The organism is Murinocardiopsis flavida (assembly GCF_003014485.1).
Taxonomy (GTDB): Bacteria; Actinomycetota; Actinomycetes; order Streptosporangiales; family Streptosporangiaceae; genus Murinocardiopsis; species Murinocardiopsis flavida.
The window spans coordinates 39,532-58,569 of the sequence record NZ_PYGA01000006.1; the positions used below are offsets into that span (position 1 = coordinate 39,532).

Here is a 19,038-nt window from a genome sequence, read left to right on the forward strand (position 1 = left end):
CCGTCATCCGGCGTCATCCGCCGCTGCCGGGGACGGGGCCGACGCGGTGCAGCAGCAGCAGCGAGCGCGCCGCGAGCGTGATGGTCTCGTCGGCCTTGACAGTGCGCGGCCCCGCGGGCGTGTCGCCGGCGCCGGGCGCGCCGTGCGCCGCAGCGCCGTTGCCGGGGTACACCTCGCCGGTGGCGGTGTCGACGGCGACCGACCACTGCTCCCCGTAGTCGGTGCCCGGCGTGGTGACGACGACATCGCCGTCGTGGGCGTTGAAGCAGAGCAGGAAGGAGTCGTCGCTGATGCGCTCCCCCCGAGTGTCGAGGTCGGTGATGCCGTCGCCGTTGAGGAACACCACGATCGCCCGGCCGAACGCGTCCTCCCAGTTCTCCCGGGTCATCTCGGACCCGTCGGGCGTGAACCAGGCGATGTCCCTAAGTTCGTCGCCCGATCTGATGGGCCCGCCGGCGAAGAAGCGGGTGCGGCGGAAGATGGGGTGCTCGTGGCGCAGCGCGATGATCGCCCTGGTGAACGCCACCAGGTCGGCGTTGTCCTCGGCGAGCGACCAGTCGACCCACGACAGTTCGTTGTCCTGGCAGTAGACGTTGTTGTTGCCGTTCTGGGTGCGGCCCATCTCGTCGCCGTGCAGCAGCATCGGCACCCCCTGGCTGAGCATCAGCGTGGCGAGGATGTTGCGGCGCTGCCGGGTGCGCAGGGCGAGGACGGCGGGGTCGTCGGTGGGCCCTTCGACGCCGCAGTTCCAGGACCGGTTGTCGTCGGAGCCGTCGTGGCCGTCCTCGCCGTTGGCGTCGTTGTGCTTGCCGTTGTAGGACACCAGGTCGGTGAGTGTGAACCCGTCGTGCGCCGTGACGAAGTTGATGGAGGCGAACGGGCGGCGGCCGTCGTCCTGGTACAGCTCCGACGAGCCGGTGATGCGCGACGCGAACTCGCCCAATGTCGCCGGCTGGCCGCGCCAGAAGTCGCGGACGGTGTCGCGGTACTTGCCGTTCCACTCGGTCCACAGCGTCGGGAAGTTGCCGACCTGGTAGCCGCCGGGGCCGATGTCCCACGGCTCGGCGATGAGCTTCACCCGGGAGATCACCGGGTCCTGCTGGATGATGTCGAAGAACGCGCTGAGCCGGTCGACGTCGTAGAACTCGCGCGCCAGCGCCGAGGCGAGGTCGAAGCGGAACCCGTCGACGTGCATCTCCAGCACCCAGTACCGCAGCGAGTCCATGATGAGCTGCAACGAGTGGGGGTCGCGGGCGTTGAGGCTGTTGCCGGTGCCGGTGTAGTCCATGTAGTAGCGGGGGTCGTCGTCGACCAGGCGGTAGTACGACGCGTTGTCGATGCCGCGCATGGACAGCACCGGGCCCAGGTGGTTGCCCTCGGCGGTGTGGTTGTACACCACGTCCAGGACGACCTCGATCCCCGCCTCGTGCAGGGTGCGGACCATCGTCTTGAACTCCTGGACCTGGTTGCCGCGGCCCCGGTAGGCGGCGTACTCCTCGTGCGGGGCGAAGAACCCGATGGTGTTGTAGCCCCAGTAGTTGCGCAGCCCGCGCGCGACGAGGGCGTGGTCGTGCAGGAACTGGTGGACCGGCATCAGCTCGACGGCGGTCACCCCGAGCTCCTTGAGGTGCTCCACCACCGTGGGGTAGGCCAGGCCGGCGTAGGTGCCGCGCAGCTCCTCGGGGACGCCGGGGTGGCGCATCGTCAGGCCGCGCACGTGCGCCTCGTAGATGACGCTCTCGTTGTAGGGCGTGCGCGGGTGGCGGTCGTCGCCCCAGTCGAAGAACGGGTTGATCACCACCGAGCGGGGGACGTAGGGCGCGGAGTCGTCGTTGTTGGCCTTGCCGTGGGCCGCGAACTTGTAGCCGAACAGCGCCTCCGACCATTCGACGTCGCCCGACACCGCCTTGGCGTAGGGGTCGATGAGCAGCTTGGACGGATTGCAGCGCAGCCCGTTCGCCGGGTCGTCGGGCCCGTGCACCCGGAACCCGTAGAGCTGGCCCGGCCCCACCCCGGGCAGGTACCCGTGGTGCACGAAGCCGCGGACGTCGGGCAGCCGGATGCGCTCCTCCTGCCCCTGATCGTCGAACAGGCACAACTCGACGTGCTCGGCGGCCTGTGAGTACAGGGCGAAGTTGGTGCCCCCACCGTCGTAGGTGGCGCCGAGCGGATAGGGGGCACCCAGCCAGGGTCGCAAGGTCGTGCTCCTTAGTTGTGACGGCGATCCGCGGCCCGTTCGGCCCGGCGCCCGGAAAAGGGTGCGTGTCCCGGGCGGGCACGGGGATCGATGATTCAGCCTAGAGCCCCGGCCCTGACCGTGGCAGAGGTTCGCGCAACGGCGTGTCCCCGCCCATGTCCTGGCTAGGCTTTGGGGCACAGCCGAAAACAACCGGCGCGAATCCATCCGCCGAATACCACTCACCCGAATCCGCCCGCCGAGAACCACCCGCCCGAATCCACCCGCCCGAATCCACCCGCCCGAATCCACCGGCCCGAATCCGCCCGTCCGAGAGGTCGTCCGCGTTGTCCGCCGCAGCCGCCGCCCCGCGCCCCGCAGTCCTGCTCCTGCACGGGCCCAACCTCAACCTGCTCGGCGAGCGCGACCCCGCCCAGTACGGCACCACCACGCTGGCCGACATCGAGAAGCGGGTCACCAACCTCGGCGCGGACTTGGGCGCCGATGTGGTGTGCGCGCAGAGCAACCACGAGGGTGTCCTCGTGGAGCAGGTGCACGCCGCGCGGTCGATGGCGGGGATCGTCCTCAACCCCGGCGCGTTCGCGCACTACAGCATCGCGCTGCGCGACGCCGTCGACGCGGTCGACGTGCCGTGTGTCGAGATCCACATCTCCAATGTGCACGCCCGCGAGGAGTTCCGGCACAGATCGGTCATCGCGCCGGTCGCGCAGGGCTACATCTCCGGATTCGGCGTCGACGGCTACGATCTGGCGCTGCGCGGGGTGCTCCTGCGCGCGGCCGGGACGCGCTGACCCCGGCGCCGCCGCGACGCGCCCGGACCCCGCACTGCGACACCCCCGGTTCACGTGACGTCCGCCAGTTGTTAGGTTCTTCGACGGTGTCCGTGCACCGTTCACCACACCCGACCACCGTCGAACGCCCGTGCCCGCACTGGCGCACCCGGCGTCTCGCAAGGAGGAGCAAGCCAACGTGCAGCGCTCGACCTACCGGAGCCTGTCCGCTGCGGCGCTGGCCGGAGCCCTGGCCCTGACCGCGGGGTGCGGCAGCGACGACGCGGTGCGCGGCCACGACGCCGTCCCCGTCCCGCCCGACCTCGAATGCGTCGGCGGCAACGTGTCCGGCTCCGGGTCCAGCGCGCAGGAGAACGCGATGCAGACCTGGATCGCCGGGTACCAGACCGCGTGCACCGACTCCCAGGTGTTCTACGACGCGATCGGCTCAGGGGGCGGCCGCAGCCAGTTCATCGACGGCGCGGTGGCGTTCGCGGGGTCCGACGCCGCGCTGGACCCCGATGAGCTCAAGGACGCCCGGCCGCGCTGCACGGGGTCGGACGCGATCAACATCCCCGGCTACGTGGTGCCCATCGAGGTGGTGTTCCATCTCAAGGGCGTCGACTCGCTGAACATGGCACCCGACACGATCGCCAAGGTGTTCAACGGCGACATCGAGAAGTGGAACGACCCGGCGATCGCCGAGGACAACCCGGACGCCGAACTGCCCGACCAGCGCATCGCGCCCGTGTCGCGCTCGGACGAGTCGGGCACCACCGAGAACTTCACCGACTACCTCGCCACAGCGGCGGGCGACTCCTGGCCGCACGAACCGGAAGGGCAGTGGCCGGTCCCGCCGGCGGAGTCGGCCCAGGGCAACAGCGGTGTCGCCCAGGCGGTCGAGACCGGGTCCGGGACGATCGGCTACGTTGAGTCCTCCCACGTGGGGTCGATGTCCACGGTCAAGGTGGGCGTGGGCGACAAGTTCGTGGGGGCGTCCCCCGAAGCCGCGGCGGCGGTCGTCGCCGGATCCCCCGAGCGCAAGGGCAACACCGAGCACGACCACGCGCTGGAGCTCGACTACGGCACGGCCGAGAAGGGCGCCTACCCCATCGTGCTGATCAGCTACGAGGTGGCCTGCCTGGAGTACGCCGACACCGCCGAGGCGCGGAGCGTGAAGGGCTTCCTGCGCTACGTGCTCAGCGACGAAGGGCAGCAGGCCGCGTCGGACGAGACCGGGTCGGCGCCGCTGGCGAAGGAGTTCCGCGCGACACTGCTGCGCTCGGTCGAGGCGATCGGCGCGGCCAAGTAGCGCCGCACGTCCCGCCGTCAGCGGGGCGGAGGACCGGCGGGGCGACGGGGCGACGGGGCGACGGGGCGACGGGGCGACGGGGCGACGGGGCGACGGGAAGTGTCAGGTCGGACACGTTTTCCAGCATCGCCCCTGCAATTAACCACCGTGTGTGACATTCTCATTACATCCCGGGTCCCGGCCTACCCCTCCCCTCGGCCGCTGTCTTCCCTCACCGGCCGCATTGGCGGGCCGGGCCCGGGACTATCCGTGGCATGCGCGGCGGCGCCGCACCGGCCCGCGACGGTGCCGGCCCCGCCCCTCGCTGCCCGGCCTCTCCTCTGCTCCGCGCGGAGCACCCCGGCAGGGACGCGCCGCGTCCCGGGCAACGCGAATCCGGCTGTTCCTGCCCTTCTGGGACGCTGCCGGCGCCCGCGCATTCCGAATCCCCTGCGACTTCGCGCAGGCCGCTCCCCCATGAATTGCCCCTGGGAATTCTCCCAGGAATGAAAACCGCACGCTTTTCGACACACCCCGCGTGCGGACGCGGAATTCCGCTTTCGATCATCGGCGGCGCACCCGCGTGACACTCCGCCGGCGGCGGCACCTCTGCCCGACCTCACCAGAGGAAATGAGCGCGACGCCGAAAAAATCACGCCTCCCCGATCAAGATCGCCAAAATGTCCGCTTCTGGCCATCCCTGGGTCTTGCAATCGCTGCAAATTAACGAGACGCGACATCGTGAACACCTCACGCGGCGACATCCACGTCGCGTTTCACCTCCGAGCAGTGATCAACAATGACATTGCGTGACGCCCCATCGAGCGCCCGCCGTCGCCGACATGAATTGATCCAGAAATTCAGGCCTATTCCGAATCGGCCCGATGGATTATCGTCTGGAACTGCTCGCTGGGAATCCAGTGGAGCCCGGAGCAGGACCCTCCCCATAAAGGAATCTCCCTGCCCGAAATCGCGCGTGCACAACCGTGTTCACGCGTTCCCCCTTCTCATTCGCCCGAAGAAAGGGACGGCAATGAGTAGATCCCCTATTTCCCGTGCGCTCGGCGGAACGCTGATCGCCCTCGGCCTGGTCGTCGCCACCGCTCCGATGGCCGCCACCGCGAACGCCGACTCCGAGAAGCCCACCACTGCGCAACTGCCCGCCATGCAGCGCGACCTCGGATTGACCAAGGCCGAGGCGACCGACCTGCTCGACCTCCAGGAGCAAGCCCGCGCCACTGAGCGGACCCTCGCCAAGCGCCTCGGCTCGGACTTCGGCGGCGCCGTGTTCGACATCGACAGCGGTGCCCTCACCGTCTCCGTCACCGACGCCGGGTCCGTCCCCGCGGTCGAGGACGCCGGGGCCGAGGCCCGTGTCGTCGACAACGGCGAAGCCGCCCTCGACGCCATCGTGGCCGACCTGAACAAGGTCAAGGCCGCGGAGCGCGTGACCGGCTGGCACACCGACCTCGCCAAGGACACCGTGGTCGTCACCGTGCTCAAGGGCGCGACCAAGAGCGCCGAGGCAATGGTCGCCAAAGCGGGCGTCGACGCGAGCGACGTGACGATCAAGGAGACCACGAAGGCCCCGGTCACCTACGCCGACATCGTCGGCGGCAACGCCTACTACATCGGCAGCGGCCGGTGCTCCGTGGGCTTCAGCGTCACCGGCGGATTCGTGACCGCCGGGCACTGCGGCGCCACCGGGGCGCGCACGACCAGCCCCACCGGGACCGTCGCGGCGTCGCACTTCCCCAACACCGACATGGCGTGGGTGCGCACCACCTCCGCCGACACGCCCACCCCCTACGTCAACAACTACAGCGGCGGGCGCGTCGCGGTGCGCGGCTCCAGCGAGGCCGGCAACGGCTCGTCCATCTGCCGCTCCGGTTCCACCACCGGGTGGCGCTGCGGCACCGTCGTCTCCAAGAACCAGACCGTGAACTACGGCGGCGGCCAGATCGTCTACGGCCTGACGCGCACCACCGCGTGCGCCGACCGGGGCGACTCCGGCGGGTCCTGGATCACCGGCGACCAGGCGCAGGGCGTCACCTCCGGCGGCCGACTCGGATGCAGCGGCGGCCAGGGTGAGACCTACTTCCAGCCGCTCAACCCGATCCTGTCGCGCTACAGCCTGACACTGCGCACCGTCTGATCCCGCGCACCGTCTCCGACCCCGCGCACGGCGCTGACCCGCACCGCGCCGGCACGGGTGGGCGGGCGGGACCGGCAGGACCGGTCCCGCCCGCCGCACGTCAGTCGCCGGGCCGGCAGCCCTGGGAGCCGCGGGCCGGGGCGGCGTAGTGGTCCTCCGTCACCTGCCTGATCGCCTCGGCGGCGTTGGTGCGCAGGGAGTTCGCGCTGAAGAACACGTCGCCGTCGACCTGGGGGTGATCCCGGTTGAAGGTGAGGTGGCCGCTCAGCTCGCCGGGGTCGCTCCACGCCCCCGCGTTGCCGACCTTGTAGGCGGCCTGCCCGATGTAGAGCTCCACATCGGTGTCCTCGACCACGCCGGCCCACCAGGGCACCAGCGCGGCGTAGTCGGCCGCCGGGTGGCCGATCTCCCAATAGACCTGGGGGTTGATGTAGTCGACCCACCCCTCCTTCACCCAGGTGCGGGAGTCGGCGTAGATCCCGTCGTAGGACTCGAAGCCGCTGGTGTCGGAGCCGTCGGGGTCGCTGGCGGCATTGCGCCAGATGCCGAACGGGCTGATGCCGAAGTCGACGTCGGGCTTTGCCTCGTGGATCCGCTCGCCCATTTCCTCGACCAGCAGGTTGACGTTGTCGCGCCGCCAGTCGCCGATGTCGTCGAAATCGCCGCCGAACTCGGCGAAGGTGTCCTCGTCGGGGACCACCTGGCCCTCCACCGGGTAGGGGTAGAAGTAGTCGTCGAAATGGACGCCGTCCATGTCGTAGTTCTCGACCGCGTCCATCATCGCGTCCTGGACGAAGCTCCGGACCTCGGGAATCCCCGGGTTGTAGTAGAGCTTCCCGCCGTAGGCGAACACCCAGTCGGGGTTGCGGCGCGCGGGGTGGTCCTCGACCAGCCGCCCGGGGTCGGTGTGCATCGCGACCCGGTAGAGGTTGAACCAGCCGTGGAACTCCAGGCCGCGCTTGTGCGCCTCGGCGACGGCGAACTCCAGAGGGTCGTAGCCGGGGTCGGTGCCCTGAGTGCCGGTGAGCCATTCGGACCACGGCTCGTGCTCGGACGGCCAGAACGCGTCGGCGGTGGGGCGGATCTGGACGAACACCGCGTTGAGGCCGTAGCCGACCGCCTCGTCGTACAGGGTCTGCAACTCCCGCTTCTGGGCCGCGGGGGTAAGCCCCGGTTCGCTGGGCCAGTCGATGTTCTGGACGCTGGAGATCCAGGTCGCCCGCATGGCGGTGGTGTCGCTCGCGCCGGGGTTCGGGCAGGGCTTGGGGTCGGGTGCCGCGTCGGCCGGGGCCGCGAGGATGGTCCCGACGAGCAGCGCGGCGGCACCGACGGCAGCGGTACGCAGCAGCGCGAAGGTGTCGCGCGCCGGACGGGCGCGGCGGGCGGCGGCCGGAGGGCCGTGGGGGTCGGGGTGGGTGCTGCTCAACGGATACGCCTCCCAAGTAACGGGGCCAGGAAGGTGATGAGGGGGAACGTGAGCCTCGTTAGAAGGAAATTTTCACAGAATCACCCGTGAATGCAATATCCCTTCGGGAAAGGTTCCGCATACCGCCGGAACACGGTGCGGTCAAGGAATTCCCTCCGACAGCGGGTTGGCTGCCGCCGCGGCTGCGAAGCACCCGGCGGCACGAAACACCACGCTGGAGATTTCCCGCCGGTCCTGAACCACCGAAACCCGGCCCCAGGTGACCTGGGTGGATGGGGCTGGGTGGGATGGCTGGCGGGGGCGCGGAGGTCAGGTTCGCGGGTGGCGGTCGTGCGCCGTCAGCGCCGCAGGAGCCGTGCGAGGGGGCGCAGCACGAAGCGCAGCGGGGCGAATAGGAGGGCGAGGACGGTGCCGCGGCGGGTCCGCGGCGTGCGCCGCACGGCCGGCGTGCTGCCCGTCCGCCCTCTCGGCGCCCTTCGCGGGCTCGACCCCGTGCGCACCCGGGGAACGGGGCGTCCCGGCTCGGGCGGCGGCCACGGCGCGGTCTGCAACTCCTCCGCCGACATCGACCGCAGGTCCACCAGGTCCTCCTCTGCCGCGCGCAGCCGGTAGGTCCCGTGCAACCGCCCCACCAGCGCGGCGATGTCCTCACCGGGCTCGGCCGCGCGCAGTGCGCGCGCCAGTGCGCGGGTCCGCCACAACCGCAGCCCGCCCGGGGCGTCGTCGTCCCCCCGTTCCGGGGTGAGCTCGGTGAGCCCCGCCTTGGCGCGCTCGGCGCGGGCCGCCAGCCGGGCGACCGTGTCGGTGCCGACACCGCGCAGCACCGGGACCTCCAGCAGGTAGGGCGAGGGGAACCCGGTCCGGGGCCGGACGGTCTCGAATCCGACCCGCGCGTCGGCCAGGTACCCGGCCTGGATGAGCCGGAGTTCCAACCACGAGTCGTCCTCGGTGCCGCTCGCCGCGCAGCCGTCCCAGTCGCCGACGAGGGTGACGGCGAGGTCGCGCTCGGCGCCGGTGAGGAGGCGGTCCACGCAGGCGCGGACCGTCTCGAAGCGCGCCCCCGCGACGTCCACCACCGCCTGGACCAGGGGGACCCGCCACATCCTGTGCGGGGTGCGCTCGCGGTAGGTGCGCGGATGGGGCATCGGCGCGGTCAGGACGGTGCTGCGGAACCGGTCGGAGGGGATGCGGGTGCGCGCGGGGGTGGCGTCGCCGACGTGCCAGCCCTGGGCCTGCCGCTCGGGCACGAACACCCCGCCGGCCTGCCACAGCCGGTACCCGAACTCGGTGTCTTGGCCGAGGTCGAGGGCCGGGTTCACGCCGCCCACCGCCTCGTACAGGCTGCGGCGCACGGCGGCGCTGGATCCCACGTACGCCTGGAAGCCCAGGTGGTCGGCTGCCTTGAGGTCCTCGCTGCGGGTGAGGACGCGCTCGACCCACTCGTGCCCGGGCGCGTCGGCGAAGGTCGTGCCGAGCCGGCCGGAGCGGGCGAGGACGGCGAGCTCGGCGGGGTCTTCGGGGCCGCGCCGCGCGAAGCGCACCCGTCCGAGGCTCACGCAGTCGGGGTGGACGTGCTGCCAGCGGGCGTGAGCCTCGATGTGGTGCCGGTCGGTGACCATGTCGGAGTCGAGCCAGCAGATGATGTCGCCGGAGGTGATGTGCGCGCCGTAGGCGCGCGCGTGGCCGGTGCCGCGGCCGCCGTCGGGGGCCCGTTCGATCCGGCAGCGCCGGGGGCGCAGCGTGGGCAGCCGCAGCGCGGGGGCGGAGTGGTCGTCGACCACCACGACGTCGAGGAGTTCCGCGGGGTAGGTCTGCTCGGCGAGTGCCGCGAGGGCGAGGTCCAAGGCGTGCTGCCCGCCGCGCGCGGCGATGATGACGCTGACGGTCAGGTCGGGTTCCCAGCGGCCCAGCTCGGGCGGTGTCAGCGCGCTGTAGTCGTTGCGGTAGATCCGGGTGTCGGCCCGTCGCGCGGGCACTGGTGGGACGACGTGCGAGACACCGTCGGCAAGTGACCCTGTGTACTCAAAAGATTGCACAGAGTTACTATAGCCAGGGTTTGTCGATTTGACGTCCGAATCCACGGCTCATATGGGGTGTCGCGGTACAGGGACCCGCCATCTGTCGCTCAACCCCTGCGGCGCTTGAAGAACAGCCGGATGTCATCGACGAGCACGATGACGCTGACCACGATCGCGACGGCGACCGCGACTAGGACCACCCACACCCACTTCACCGCGACCACCTCCCGGACCCGCACACTGCCCGCCCCGCACCGACTCAACCGAGAGCGGCCCCGGCCCCGTACAAGCGCAATTGGCGCGCGAACCCGCACGCAGAAGTGCACTCGAACCCGCACGCGGCCCGGTGTGCGGAACTGCGTGCGGAGCTGGGTGCGAACCCGCACGTGGACCTGCGTACGGAACTGCACGTGGAACTGCGTGCGGAAGCGATGCGCGGCGCCCGCAAGGCAGTGGTCACCGGCAGTACTCAGTGCCGCACGTCGGTCTCCAGGTGCGTGCAGAGCGGGACCACACCACCGAAGGAGACCCGCAGCGCCAGCGCCCGGCAGCGTCCGCCGCAGTCGACCACCGCGCCGACCTCACTCACCCCCGGCTCAGGGCAGCCGAGGACGATGCGGACCTGCGGGCTCGCCGCCGAGTGGTACACCCCCGCCCGCCGCACGAGGGCCGCATACGCGCGGGGACTCATGAACTCGCGCAACTGCGCCGGATCGCGCTGCCCGACCAGTACTTCTGCGACGAGCTGCGTGAGCCGCTTCAATTGAGCCGCCCGCTCCGACCGGTGCGACCGCACCCGGGCGGGCCGCCCACACCCCGCGCGAGAGGGGGAGGACGGATCGTGAACGTGCGGCGAGGACGGGTCATGAACGTGGGGCGAGGCGGCGGGCATCCGGATGTCCCTTCGGTGGACGAGGCGGGACGGATCACCCGCTTACCGGATGAAGGAGGCCGACCGTGCCCGCACCTGCCAGCCGACCACCGGGATTCCCCTCCAGAACCGGAAGCGGCCACGCCGACCTGCCGCCCTTCCCGAACCTCGTCTTTCCGCAGCCCGGTAACCACCCGCCCCAATCCCCTAATAGCGACCCACCCGCAACCCACGTGACAACCGACGGCCGGGCCTAGCAGACGGACCGACCCCAGTAACCGGCGCGACCCCGCCGAGACCAGACCCCCACACGCCGTCGGTGCCGTTGTTCCCCACCGCGCACCCGGCGCGACCCCGCCGAGGCCCAGGCTCCCGCCCGCCGTTGGTGCTGCTTCTAACCACTGACCGCCCGCACGCGGACCGGTAACAAGGCCGCTCAGCGGACGGACCGACCCGAAAACCGAAAGTCCATCTACGGGTGAGGGAACACTTTTCTCAAGATCAAGAGAAAAGGAGCCCCCTCCCCCGAGTCCGGTCGCTATTGGTGCCGTCCTTTTCCACCGGAATCCTGGAATGCAACCGGAGGCACCGGCTATTCCCATTTCGGCTGCGACGTGCGCGATCGGGCGGGTCTTGCAGTGCTCGATGAGGCGACGTCGGCCCTCGGGGCTCAGGGGGGGCATTGCGATGTCCCATGGTTCTTGTGCTCTGCCTGTGCGCGCTGCTACTCCAGCAACCCGATTGGGACCGCCATGCCCAGGAACAGCACGAGCTGATAGGCACTGTTGATCACAGTGAGCTGACCAGGCTTTTGCTCGAAGCCGTTGTGCTGCGCCAGGGTCGACAGCGAGAAGCCGAGCCACGCCACGAGTCCAACCGCCAGGGCGACCCAGAAGGAGTCGGTGCCGAAGAAGCCGGACGCGATGGAACTGGCGGCTGCGAGAGCCAGTGCGGTGACGACGATCGACGCCACCAGGACCACGAACGGACCCTTGCCGCCTCTCGCAGAGTCCTCCTTGGTCACCCCGGTCAGCTTCCGCCAGACGCCGCCGGCCAGCCCCCAGTCGCTGTACCAGACCCAGGCGATCGCCATTCCGACCGCGATCGCGGCCACGACGGCCGGCCAACTGATGCTCAGCTCCACGGAATCTCCTCTGCTCGACACTCTCTCCGTTTGCTTGATATCATCAAGCATGGTGGAAAAAGTCAACCAAAAGGTCAAGGGTTCGCGCTCCTATGGGCAGTTCTGCGCCCTCGCGCGCTCGCTGGACGTCGTAGGCGACCGGTGGACGCTGCTCATCGTGCGCGAGCTGCTGCCGGGTCCGATGCGCTACACCGAGCTGAAGACCTCGCTCAAGAGCATCGCGACGAACCTCCTGTCCGCGCGGCTGAAGACCATGGAGGCGAACGGGATCGTCGAGCGTCGTCTCGAGGACGCGGGCGTCGTCTACGCCCTCACACCGTGGGGAGCGGGGCTGCGAGAGCCGATGGAAGGGCTCGGCCGGTGGGGCGCGCCGCTGCTGGCGACCGGCCAGGGCAACGACGTCTTTCAGCCGCGCTGGCTGACCCTGGCGCTGCCTGCCCTCCTCCGAGGCGCGACCGCCTCTCCTCCCGTCGAGCTCGGCATCGAGACGGACGGTTTCCTCATGGCCCTGAGGGTCGACGAAGACGGCCCGAGCGCATTCGTGCCCGATCGGGATCCGGCCTCAGTATTCACTGCCACTCCCGACGTGGTCGTTGCTCTAGCCGCTGGAGCGATCAGCATCGAGCAGGCGGTCGCCGCGGGCGAGTTCCGGGGCGACTCGAACGTTCTCCGAACCGCGTTCGGCCCTGTTCGTGCGAATTTGACTCCGCTGACTAACGGCGACTGACGACCACGGAGAAGCGCAGGCTGCCGCGGATGCAAGCATCCCTGTCCTCGGCTGGCTCGTGGTCACCGGCAGCGCTCCGCTGCCACCCGCATGACCAAAAGCCAGCGACCGATGCCGAGCCACACGCTCCTGTCGACGTCGAGTGCCCCGCAAGTCAAGCAACGTCAACAACGTCCTGACCCGCAACACCTAGCCAGCGCCCAATCCGGCGTTCTTTCCGGCGGCGCCCTATCCGGCACCCCAAAAGCCCAAGCGCCTGTCGCGAATGCTCGCGAATGCTCGCGAATGGTCGAGGTTCAGAGGCCCGAATCCGTAAAGGTCAGCGGGGAGTGGTGTCGATGCGTTGCAGGAGCGCGGTTCCGCGTGGGGAGATGCGGTAGCCGGTGCCGAGGCTCTCCGTCAGGCCGAGGTCCTTCAACCGGCGCACCCGGCGTTTGAGCCGGTCGCGCTCGCAGCCCAGCGCCGCCGCCAGGTCGGCGGCCCGCAGCGCCGGGCGCTCGGCGATGGCGCGGAGCAGCGCCGCGGTCCACGGGCCCTCCGGTCCCGCCGCCCGGTCCAGTCGGGCGAGGCGCGCGAGGACGTCGTCCAGTGCCGCGCCGTCAAGGCCGGTGTCGGACCGCAGTGCCGTCCGCGGGTCGGGGCCCGCGTAATGGAGCCGGATGCGGTACAGCGTCCCCCCATGCCGACGCAGCCCGGCGAGCAGTGCGGCGGCCGACGGCGCGCCCGCGGCCAGTGCGTCGGCATCGCCGACCTCCGCCGGGTCGACCGCCTCGACGGCGTCGACCTCAAGAACCCCCACTGCTGTTCGCATGCGCGCGCCCGCCGCGATCCGCGGCCGGTCCCACCTGCGGAAGGCCAGGGTGACCCGGCCCTCCGCGATCCCCGTCAGCACTTCGCTTGTGAACAGCATCGGCGTCCTCCCCTGCCCGGCCCCATGCCCAGATCCCTGTCCGGCTCCTTGTCCTGCTCCCTGTCCGGCCCGCCGGACGCCGCAGTACGCGCGCGGCCCGGCATACTGCGGTTGTGACTCCTGCATACCTCGACTCGCCCGCCCCCGTCGCACTGGCCCACCGGGGCGGTTGGGTCACCGATGCCGCCGGGCGGGTGCGCACCGAACTGGAGAACACCGCGACCGCGTTCGGGAACGCGATCGGCCTCGGGTACCGCTACCTGGAGACCGACGTGCACGCCACCGCCGACGGTGTCCTCCTCGCGTTCCACGACCCCACGCTCGACCGCGCCACCGACCGCTCCGGCGCCATCGCCGACCTGCCCTACGCCGAGGTCGCTCGCGCCCGGGTCGGCGGCAGCGAACCCGTCCCCGTCCTTGAGGACCTGCTCGGCTCCTGGCCCGAGGCGCGGTTCAACATCGACCTCAAGTCCGACGGCGCGATCGGCCCGCTGCAAGGGGTACTGCGCCGCACCCGCGCGTGGGACCGGGTGTGCGTGGGCTCCTTCGACCAGGGGCGGCTGGAGCGGGCGCGGCGCGGCTTCGACCACCCGGTGGCGACCTCGTGCGGGCCGGTCGACGTCGCGCGGCTGCGCCTGGCGTCGCTCTCGGCGGCACTGCGCCCGCTCGCACGCCGCGGGGTGGCGTGCGCGCAGATCCCGCCGACCCACCACGGTTTCCCCCTGCTCAGCAGGGACCTCATCACCACCGCCCACCGGTTGGGGATGCAGGTGCACGTGTGGACCGTCAACGACACCGGGGTCATGGGGCGGCTGCTCGACGCGGGGGTCGACGGCATCGTCACCGACAACGTGCTCGGCCTGCGCAGCGTCCTCACCGAGCGGGGCGACTGGCACAATACGTCCACGTCCGGCACGCGGACACCCGGAACGTCCGCACCCGGCGTCCCGGACACCGCCTCCCCCGCTGAGAAGAGACCCCCACGCCATGCCCACCCCTCCCCCGGCCGCGGGCGCGCCGCCAGAGGCCGGCGACCCGGCCTCGCCCGCCGAACGGCGCGCCTGGTACATGTACGACTGGGCGAACTCGGTGTTCGTCACCTCGGTCGTCACCGTCTTCATCGGCCCCTACCTGACCACGGTGGCGCAGGCCGGTGCCGACGCCGACGGGCGGATCAGCGTCCTGGGCTGGTCGATGTCGGCGACCTCGCTGTACCCCTACGCCACCTCGCTGTCGGTGCTGCTCCAGATCGTGCTGCTCCCGGCGATCGGCGCCCTGGCCGACCACACCGGGCGCAAGCGCGCCCTCATGGGCGCGCTGGCCTACATCGGGGCGGTGACGACCACCGGGCTGTACTTCGTCCAGGGCGACGGCTACCTGCTCGGCGCCGGCCTGTTCGTCGTCGCCAACCTGGCGTTCGGCGCCTCGATCGTGGTCTACAACGCGTTCCTCCCGGAGATCGCCGCGCCGGACGACCGCGACAAGGTGTCGTCGCGCGGCTGGGCCACCGGCTACGGGGGCGGTTTCACGCTCCTGCTGCTGAACCTCGTGCTCTACCTCCAGCACGAGAACTTCGGCCTCGACGAGGGCCATGCCGTGCGCATCTGCATGGCGTCGGCCGGGGTGTGGTGGGCGCTGTTCGCCCTGATCCCGCTGGCGCGGCTGCGCGACCGGCGCCGCGCGGGCACCCCCGATGCGCCGCAGTCCGGGGGACGCGCGGTGCGGGCGAGCTTCCGCCAACTCGGCCGCACCCTGAAGGGGCTCCCCGCCTATCCGGGCACCCTGCTGTTCCTGCTCGGCTACATCCTCTTCAACGACGGTATCCAGACCGTGATCGCGTTCGCCTCGACATTCGCCGACCAGGCGCTCGACCTCGACCAGACCGTGCAGATCGGCACCATCCTGATGGTGCAGCTCGTGGCGGTCGGCGGGGCGCTGCTGCTGGGGATGCTGGCCCGCCGGTTCGGCACCAAGCGGACCATCCTCGCGAGCCTGGTCGTGTGGTGCATGGTCGTGGGCGCAGCCCAGTTGGTCCAGCCGGGGTCGGCGGTGCAGTTCTACATCCTCGGGTTCTTCATCGCCATCGTGCTGGGCGGCACTCAGGCGCTCTCGCGCTCGATGTTCAGCCATCTGATCCCGCCGGGCAAGGAGGCGGAGTACTTCGGGCTGTACGAGATCAGCGACAAGGGGTCGGCGTTCCTCGGCGCGCTCACCGTGGGCGTCGTGCTGGACGCCACGGGCGACGACTACCGGCTGGCCATCCTGTCGCTGCTGGTGTTCTTCGTGCTCGGGTTCGTCATCCTGGCGGCGGTGAACATCCCCAAGGCGATCGCCCGCGCCGGCAACCCGGTGCCGGCGCGGATCTGAACCCTGCCGCGGCGGGGCCCCGGGACGCCTGAGCGTCCCGGGGCCCCGCCGTTGCCGCAAGGGCACCGCCGCTACAACGGCACCGTTGCGACCAGGGAGCCGTCGCTACAAGGGCACCCGTGCTACAAGGGGCGCCGGTGCGTCACCCACTCCGGCTCGGTCCCGTCGAGCGCGGGGATCCGTGCGTCGCGCAGTGCCGCGGCACCGCCGTCGAGTCCGGCCCACCGCCGGACCGTCGCGGTTGCGGCCTCGCGGTCGGGGCCCGACAGCGCGGCGATGGTCGAACCGTGAGTGCCGCCGGGGGCGACATAGCGGTGGGAGTCCTGGCCCGGCGCGGACCCCGGGGTGAAGGGCTCGGCCGACCACGGGTCGTACTCGCCGTCCACGAACAGCATCTCGGTGCCGCTCTTGCGCACCCACCGGTCGATGTCGGGCATGGCGCGGTTGTCGTGCCGGACATCGGCCAGCTCGTCGGGCAGGTAGCTGCGCGCCTGGTACAGGCCCTTGTACCGGAGCAGGCCCTTGAGGTGACTTGTGGGCACGCTGGGCGTGCCGAGCTGGTTGACGGCCTGGTAGTAGTACGGGACGTAGGGCAGGGTGCCCTGGTCGGTGTAGGGCTCGAAGCCCACGGCGTTGTCGAGGAAGGCCGCGATCTCGGCGGTGGGCGCGTCGGCGGCCGGGACCTCACCGCAGCCGGCCATGCCCGTGTACTGCCAGAAGATGTAGGCGGTGTCGAGCACCAGCATCTCGAAGGCGCGGTCGGAGCTGCCGATGGTCCGGTCGAAGGTCCAGCCGTTGTCGGCGGCGAGCCCCTCGTAGTGGTCCACGAGTTCGCCGCGGCGCTCCAGCGCGGTGCGCTGCACGGCCTCCAGGTCCTGCTGGCACGCCGGGTCGTCGCCCACGGTGTCGAAGAAGTCGATGTAGGCGCGGTCCTCGCGGTCGATGTTGTCGTGCGGTGCGACGTAGGCGACCGTGCCGTTGACGTCGTCCGGGTAGAAGCGGCGGTGGTACACCGAGGTCATGCCGCCTTTGGAGCCGCCGGTGGAGAGCCACGCCCCGGTGTAGATCGCGTCGATGGCGTCGACGATGCGGTGGTGGTCGGCCGCCGCCTGTTCGATGTCGAGGTCGTCCCAGTCGGTCGGGTCGGGGCGCGACGGCCCGAAGAAGCGCTGCTCGGTGGAGACCTGGTTGCCGTCGACCAGCCGGGTGGGTTCGGACCTGCTCGGTGTGGTGCCCACGCCGTAGCCGCTGGTCTGCAACACGGTCGGGCGGTCGAAGCCGCGGTGCAGCAGGGTGAGCCGCTGCTCGAACGAGCCGCCATCGGGGTCGTCGTGGTCGGCGGGCTGGGTGTAGGCGAGCACGAAATAGCGGAAGCCGGGTTCGGTGGGCTTCTCCTCGACGACGGTCAGGCCGGGGATCTCGGTGAGGCGGTCGCGGATGTCGTCGGGCTGCGCCGGGGCCGCGGCCACGGGGGCGGCCATGGCGGTCGGGAGCGCCAGGATCGACGCGGTGAGGAGCGACAGTGCGGCGGTACGGAACGCCGCCAGGGGGAAAGTCGGGTGGTCCAACCCAGGTACCTCCGGGGTGTGGGAACGGACCCAGTGGCGCGCGGTCCGCGCCTCCGGATGAACGGGATCCTCCGTATCCGCCCGCTGCGAGTCAAGCCCTACCGCTGCGGCACCGCCGGTTTCGGTGATTTGCCCGAAGATGTCGATCCTTGGCGAGACACAGTCGCGCCGAACCTCCGGGAAACACCCTCTCTGGGCGATATTGAGCGAATGGGCCGCAGTGATCTCGATTTCAGGGAGATGACGCCGATGAGGGCTCGAATCGGATCCGCGGCGGCGGCCGCCGCGGCACTGACCGGACTGCTGTCGCTGAGCGGGTGCGGCGAGAAGGAGGTGACCGAGCTTCGCGGCGTGACCGGCGATCTCAGCGCCGCCTTGCTCCGCCCCGAGGCCGAGGAGGCGTTCGAGCAGAACGGCCACCCGGTCGACGGCAAGCTCGACTGCGCGCACGACGCCGAGAACACCGGCGACGTCGTGGTCACCTGCACGGGGACCGGCAAGGACGACGAGAAGCTCAGTCTCACCGCCACGCTCGACCCGGTGCGCATCGCGAAGCAGGAATCCGACGACTACGGGCTGCCCGGCGAGTTCGTCGGCCTGCTCGACGGCGAAGAGCTGTTCATCAGCAACTGCTTCAACTGCAAGGCCGGCTGACCGGAGCACCCGGCCGATGGGCGCCCCGCACAGTTCGGGGCGCCCTCTCGCGCGCCGCGGCACCGAGGAACATCCGTGCCGGTCAGGACGCCGCGACGCCCGCGACGATCACCGCTCCCGGCAGCAGCGGAGCCAGCGAGGACGTGCGGAGCCACCACCGGGGCCAGCGCGGCAGGACGGCCAGCAGGGTGAGGGGGACCCCCGCCAAGCAGGCCGGCACCCCGAAGATGAAGGTCAGCAGGAGCAGGTTCACGACGCCGTTCTGCCACCACTGGGGATCGGCCGCGAGCGTCAGGAGGAACCCGAAGCCGAGGCCCGGGACGCACGAGCAGGCCGCCACGTAGACGATCTCGTCTTCGAGGTCCCTCTTCAGGGCGCACAGCAGTACCAGCGGCATCGCGAAGACGACGTGGCTGATCAGGAGCGAGAACACCGCCGGCACGAGCGGCGACGCACCGCTGTACGACGCGGCCGCGGCCGCCAGCGTCCAGCACACCGCGAGCACGGTCCCGCTGAGGGCGAGGATCTGGGCCACGGCGTCGGACCGCCCTACCGGGGAACTCAACGACACCGCTGCCTCCGGGGAGGGGACCCCGGGGGCCGGGTCCCGCACCCGTAGCGTCCCACGGGCGCCGCCCCCGGGCCAGTGCCCGACCGGACCGCGGCGTATCCGGCACCCGGACCGCGGCGTATCCGGGACCCGGGGCGCGCCGGACCGGTACCGTACCGCCGGGATGTTTCCGACCCGCGTCCGGTGGACAGGCATCAAGGGCGGGATGTCGACGGACTCCACCCCGTTCGGGCAAAACTTTGACAATGACGTCTTTACCTGCGCCGATTCGGCTTCCCTCCCCCGGGGCAGGGGCGGCAGAATGCGGTGAACGCGGCGGCGGTGCACGATCCGGTCAACGGCGGTCGAACATCGCCGCACGGTTGGATT

At 70.7% G+C, this 19,038-nt stretch carries 13 protein-coding genes and 3 pseudogenes; 7 read left to right on the forward strand and 9 right to left on the reverse strand.

All coding sequences use genetic code 11. The features are described 5' to 3' along the window. Positions 1-13 precede the first annotated feature (13 nt). Complete coding sequence (gene glgX / locus CLV63_RS10360; RefSeq protein WP_106582748.1) at positions 14-2,197, reverse strand: glycogen debranching protein GlgX; 2,184 nt, start codon at positions 2,195-2,197, stop codon at positions 14-16. 326 nt (positions 2,198-2,523) lie between these two features. Here glgX and aroQ point away from each other — a divergent pair, with 326 nt between their 5' ends. The 3 genes from aroQ (at position 2,524) to CLV63_RS10375 (ending at position 6,413) form a co-directional block, all read left to right on the forward strand. After that, entirely contained in the window at positions 2,524-2,988 is a 465-nt protein-coding gene (aroQ, locus tag CLV63_RS10365) for a type II 3-dehydroquinate dehydratase (protein ID WP_245928706.1), read from the forward strand. Positions 2,989-3,166: 178 nt separating this feature from the next. Further along, positions 3,167-4,279: a phosphate ABC transporter substrate-binding protein PstS gene (gene pstS, locus CLV63_RS10370; protein WP_106582750.1), complete on the forward strand. Its 1,113-nt coding sequence runs from the start codon at positions 3,167-3,169 to the stop codon at positions 4,277-4,279. A gap of 1,012 nt (positions 4,280-5,291) precedes the next feature. Then, the gene (locus CLV63_RS10375; protein WP_106582751.1) at positions 5,292-6,413 is read left to right on the forward strand and encodes a S1 family peptidase; all 1,122 of its coding nucleotides are present in this window, start codon (positions 5,292-5,294) and stop codon (positions 6,411-6,413) included. A 133-nt stretch (positions 6,414-6,546) separates the two neighbouring features. Here CLV63_RS10375 and CLV63_RS10380 read toward each other — a convergent pair. From CLV63_RS10380 to CLV63_RS10400, 5 genes and pseudogenes are all read right to left on the reverse strand, one after another. After that, positions 6,547-7,839: pseudogene (locus tag CLV63_RS10380) on the reverse strand (glycoside hydrolase family 10 protein); the annotation flags it as partial. Between the two features lie 338 nt (positions 7,840-8,177). After that, positions 8,178-9,815 (reverse strand): glycosyltransferase family 2 protein, encoded by a 1,638-nt coding sequence (locus CLV63_RS10385; RefSeq protein WP_245928707.1) that lies wholly within the window; start codon positions 9,813-9,815, stop codon positions 8,178-8,180. A gap of 511 nt (positions 9,816-10,326) precedes the next feature. Further along, positions 10,327-10,620: an Rv3235 family protein gene (locus tag CLV63_RS10390; protein ID WP_106582752.1), complete on the reverse strand. Its 294-nt coding sequence runs from the start codon at positions 10,618-10,620 to the stop codon at positions 10,327-10,329. A gap of 698 nt (positions 10,621-11,318) precedes the next feature. Continuing rightward, positions 11,319-11,424 (reverse strand): annotated as a pseudogene (locus tag CLV63_RS10395) (IS481 family transposase); the annotation flags it as partial. 28 nt (positions 11,425-11,452) lie between these two features. Beyond that, positions 11,453-11,872 (reverse strand): DUF1761 domain-containing protein, encoded by a 420-nt coding sequence (locus tag CLV63_RS10400; RefSeq protein ID WP_106582753.1) that lies wholly within the window; start codon positions 11,870-11,872, stop codon positions 11,453-11,455. Between the two features lie 49 nt (positions 11,873-11,921). Here CLV63_RS10400 and CLV63_RS10405 point away from each other — a divergent pair, with 49 nt between their 5' ends. Continuing rightward, positions 11,922-12,599, forward strand: coding sequence for a winged helix-turn-helix transcriptional regulator (locus CLV63_RS10405; RefSeq protein ID WP_170134196.1), 678 nt, complete (start codon positions 11,922-11,924; stop codon positions 12,597-12,599). Positions 12,600-12,918: 319 nt separating this feature from the next. Here the strand turns inward: CLV63_RS10405 and CLV63_RS10410 are convergent, their stop codons facing one another. Next, a complete protein-coding gene (locus CLV63_RS10410) occupies positions 12,919-13,509 on the reverse strand; it encodes a hypothetical protein (protein WP_106582754.1) in 591 nt (196 codons plus the stop codon). Positions 13,510-13,622: 113 nt separating this feature from the next. Between CLV63_RS10410 and CLV63_RS10415 the strand changes: the two are divergent. Continuing rightward, positions 13,623-14,402 (forward strand): annotated as a pseudogene (locus CLV63_RS10415) (glycerophosphodiester phosphodiesterase family protein); the annotation flags it as partial. 94 nt (positions 14,403-14,496) lie between these two features. Continuing rightward, positions 14,497-15,876: an MFS transporter gene (locus tag CLV63_RS10420; RefSeq protein WP_106582755.1), complete on the forward strand. Its 1,380-nt coding sequence runs from the start codon at positions 14,497-14,499 to the stop codon at positions 15,874-15,876. Positions 15,877-15,998: 122 nt separating this feature from the next. Here CLV63_RS10420 and CLV63_RS10425 read toward each other — a convergent pair whose 3' ends face one another. Beyond that, on the reverse strand, positions 15,999-17,444 hold the full coding sequence (locus CLV63_RS10425) for a S28 family serine protease (protein WP_245928708.1): 1,446 nt from the start codon (positions 17,442-17,444) through the stop codon (positions 15,999-16,001). A gap of 249 nt (positions 17,445-17,693) precedes the next feature. On the opposite strand from CLV63_RS10425, the gene CLV63_RS10430 reads away from it, so the two are divergent. Further along, the gene (locus tag CLV63_RS10430; RefSeq protein WP_106582756.1) at positions 17,694-18,098 is read left to right on the forward strand and encodes a hypothetical protein; all 405 of its coding nucleotides are present in this window, start codon (positions 17,694-17,696) and stop codon (positions 18,096-18,098) included. A gap of 82 nt (positions 18,099-18,180) precedes the next feature. Here the strand turns inward: CLV63_RS10430 and CLV63_RS10435 are convergent, their stop codons facing one another. Further along, complete coding sequence (locus CLV63_RS10435; RefSeq protein WP_146165543.1) at positions 18,181-18,663, reverse strand: hypothetical protein; 483 nt, start codon at positions 18,661-18,663, stop codon at positions 18,181-18,183. Between the last annotated feature and the right edge of the window lie 375 nt (positions 18,664-19,038).

Coding starts and splice junctions, on each gene's coding strand:
- CLV63_RS10430 (WP_106582756.1), top strand. CDS start 17,694: ATGAGGGCTCGAATCGGATCCGCGGCGGCGGCCGCCGCGGCACTGACC.
- CLV63_RS10420 (WP_106582755.1), top strand. CDS start 14,497: ATGCCCACCCCTCCCCCGGCCGCGGGCGCGCCGCCAGAGGCCGGCGAC.
- CLV63_RS10375 (WP_106582751.1), top strand. CDS start 5,292: ATGAGTAGATCCCCTATTTCCCGTGCGCTCGGCGGAACGCTGATCGCC.
- CLV63_RS10405 (WP_170134196.1), top strand. CDS start 11,922: ATGGTGGAAAAAGTCAACCAAAAGGTCAAGGGTTCGCGCTCCTATGGG.
- CLV63_RS10410 (WP_106582754.1), bottom strand. CDS start 13,509: ATGCTGTTCACAAGCGAAGTGCTGACGGGGATCGCGGAGGGCCGGGTC.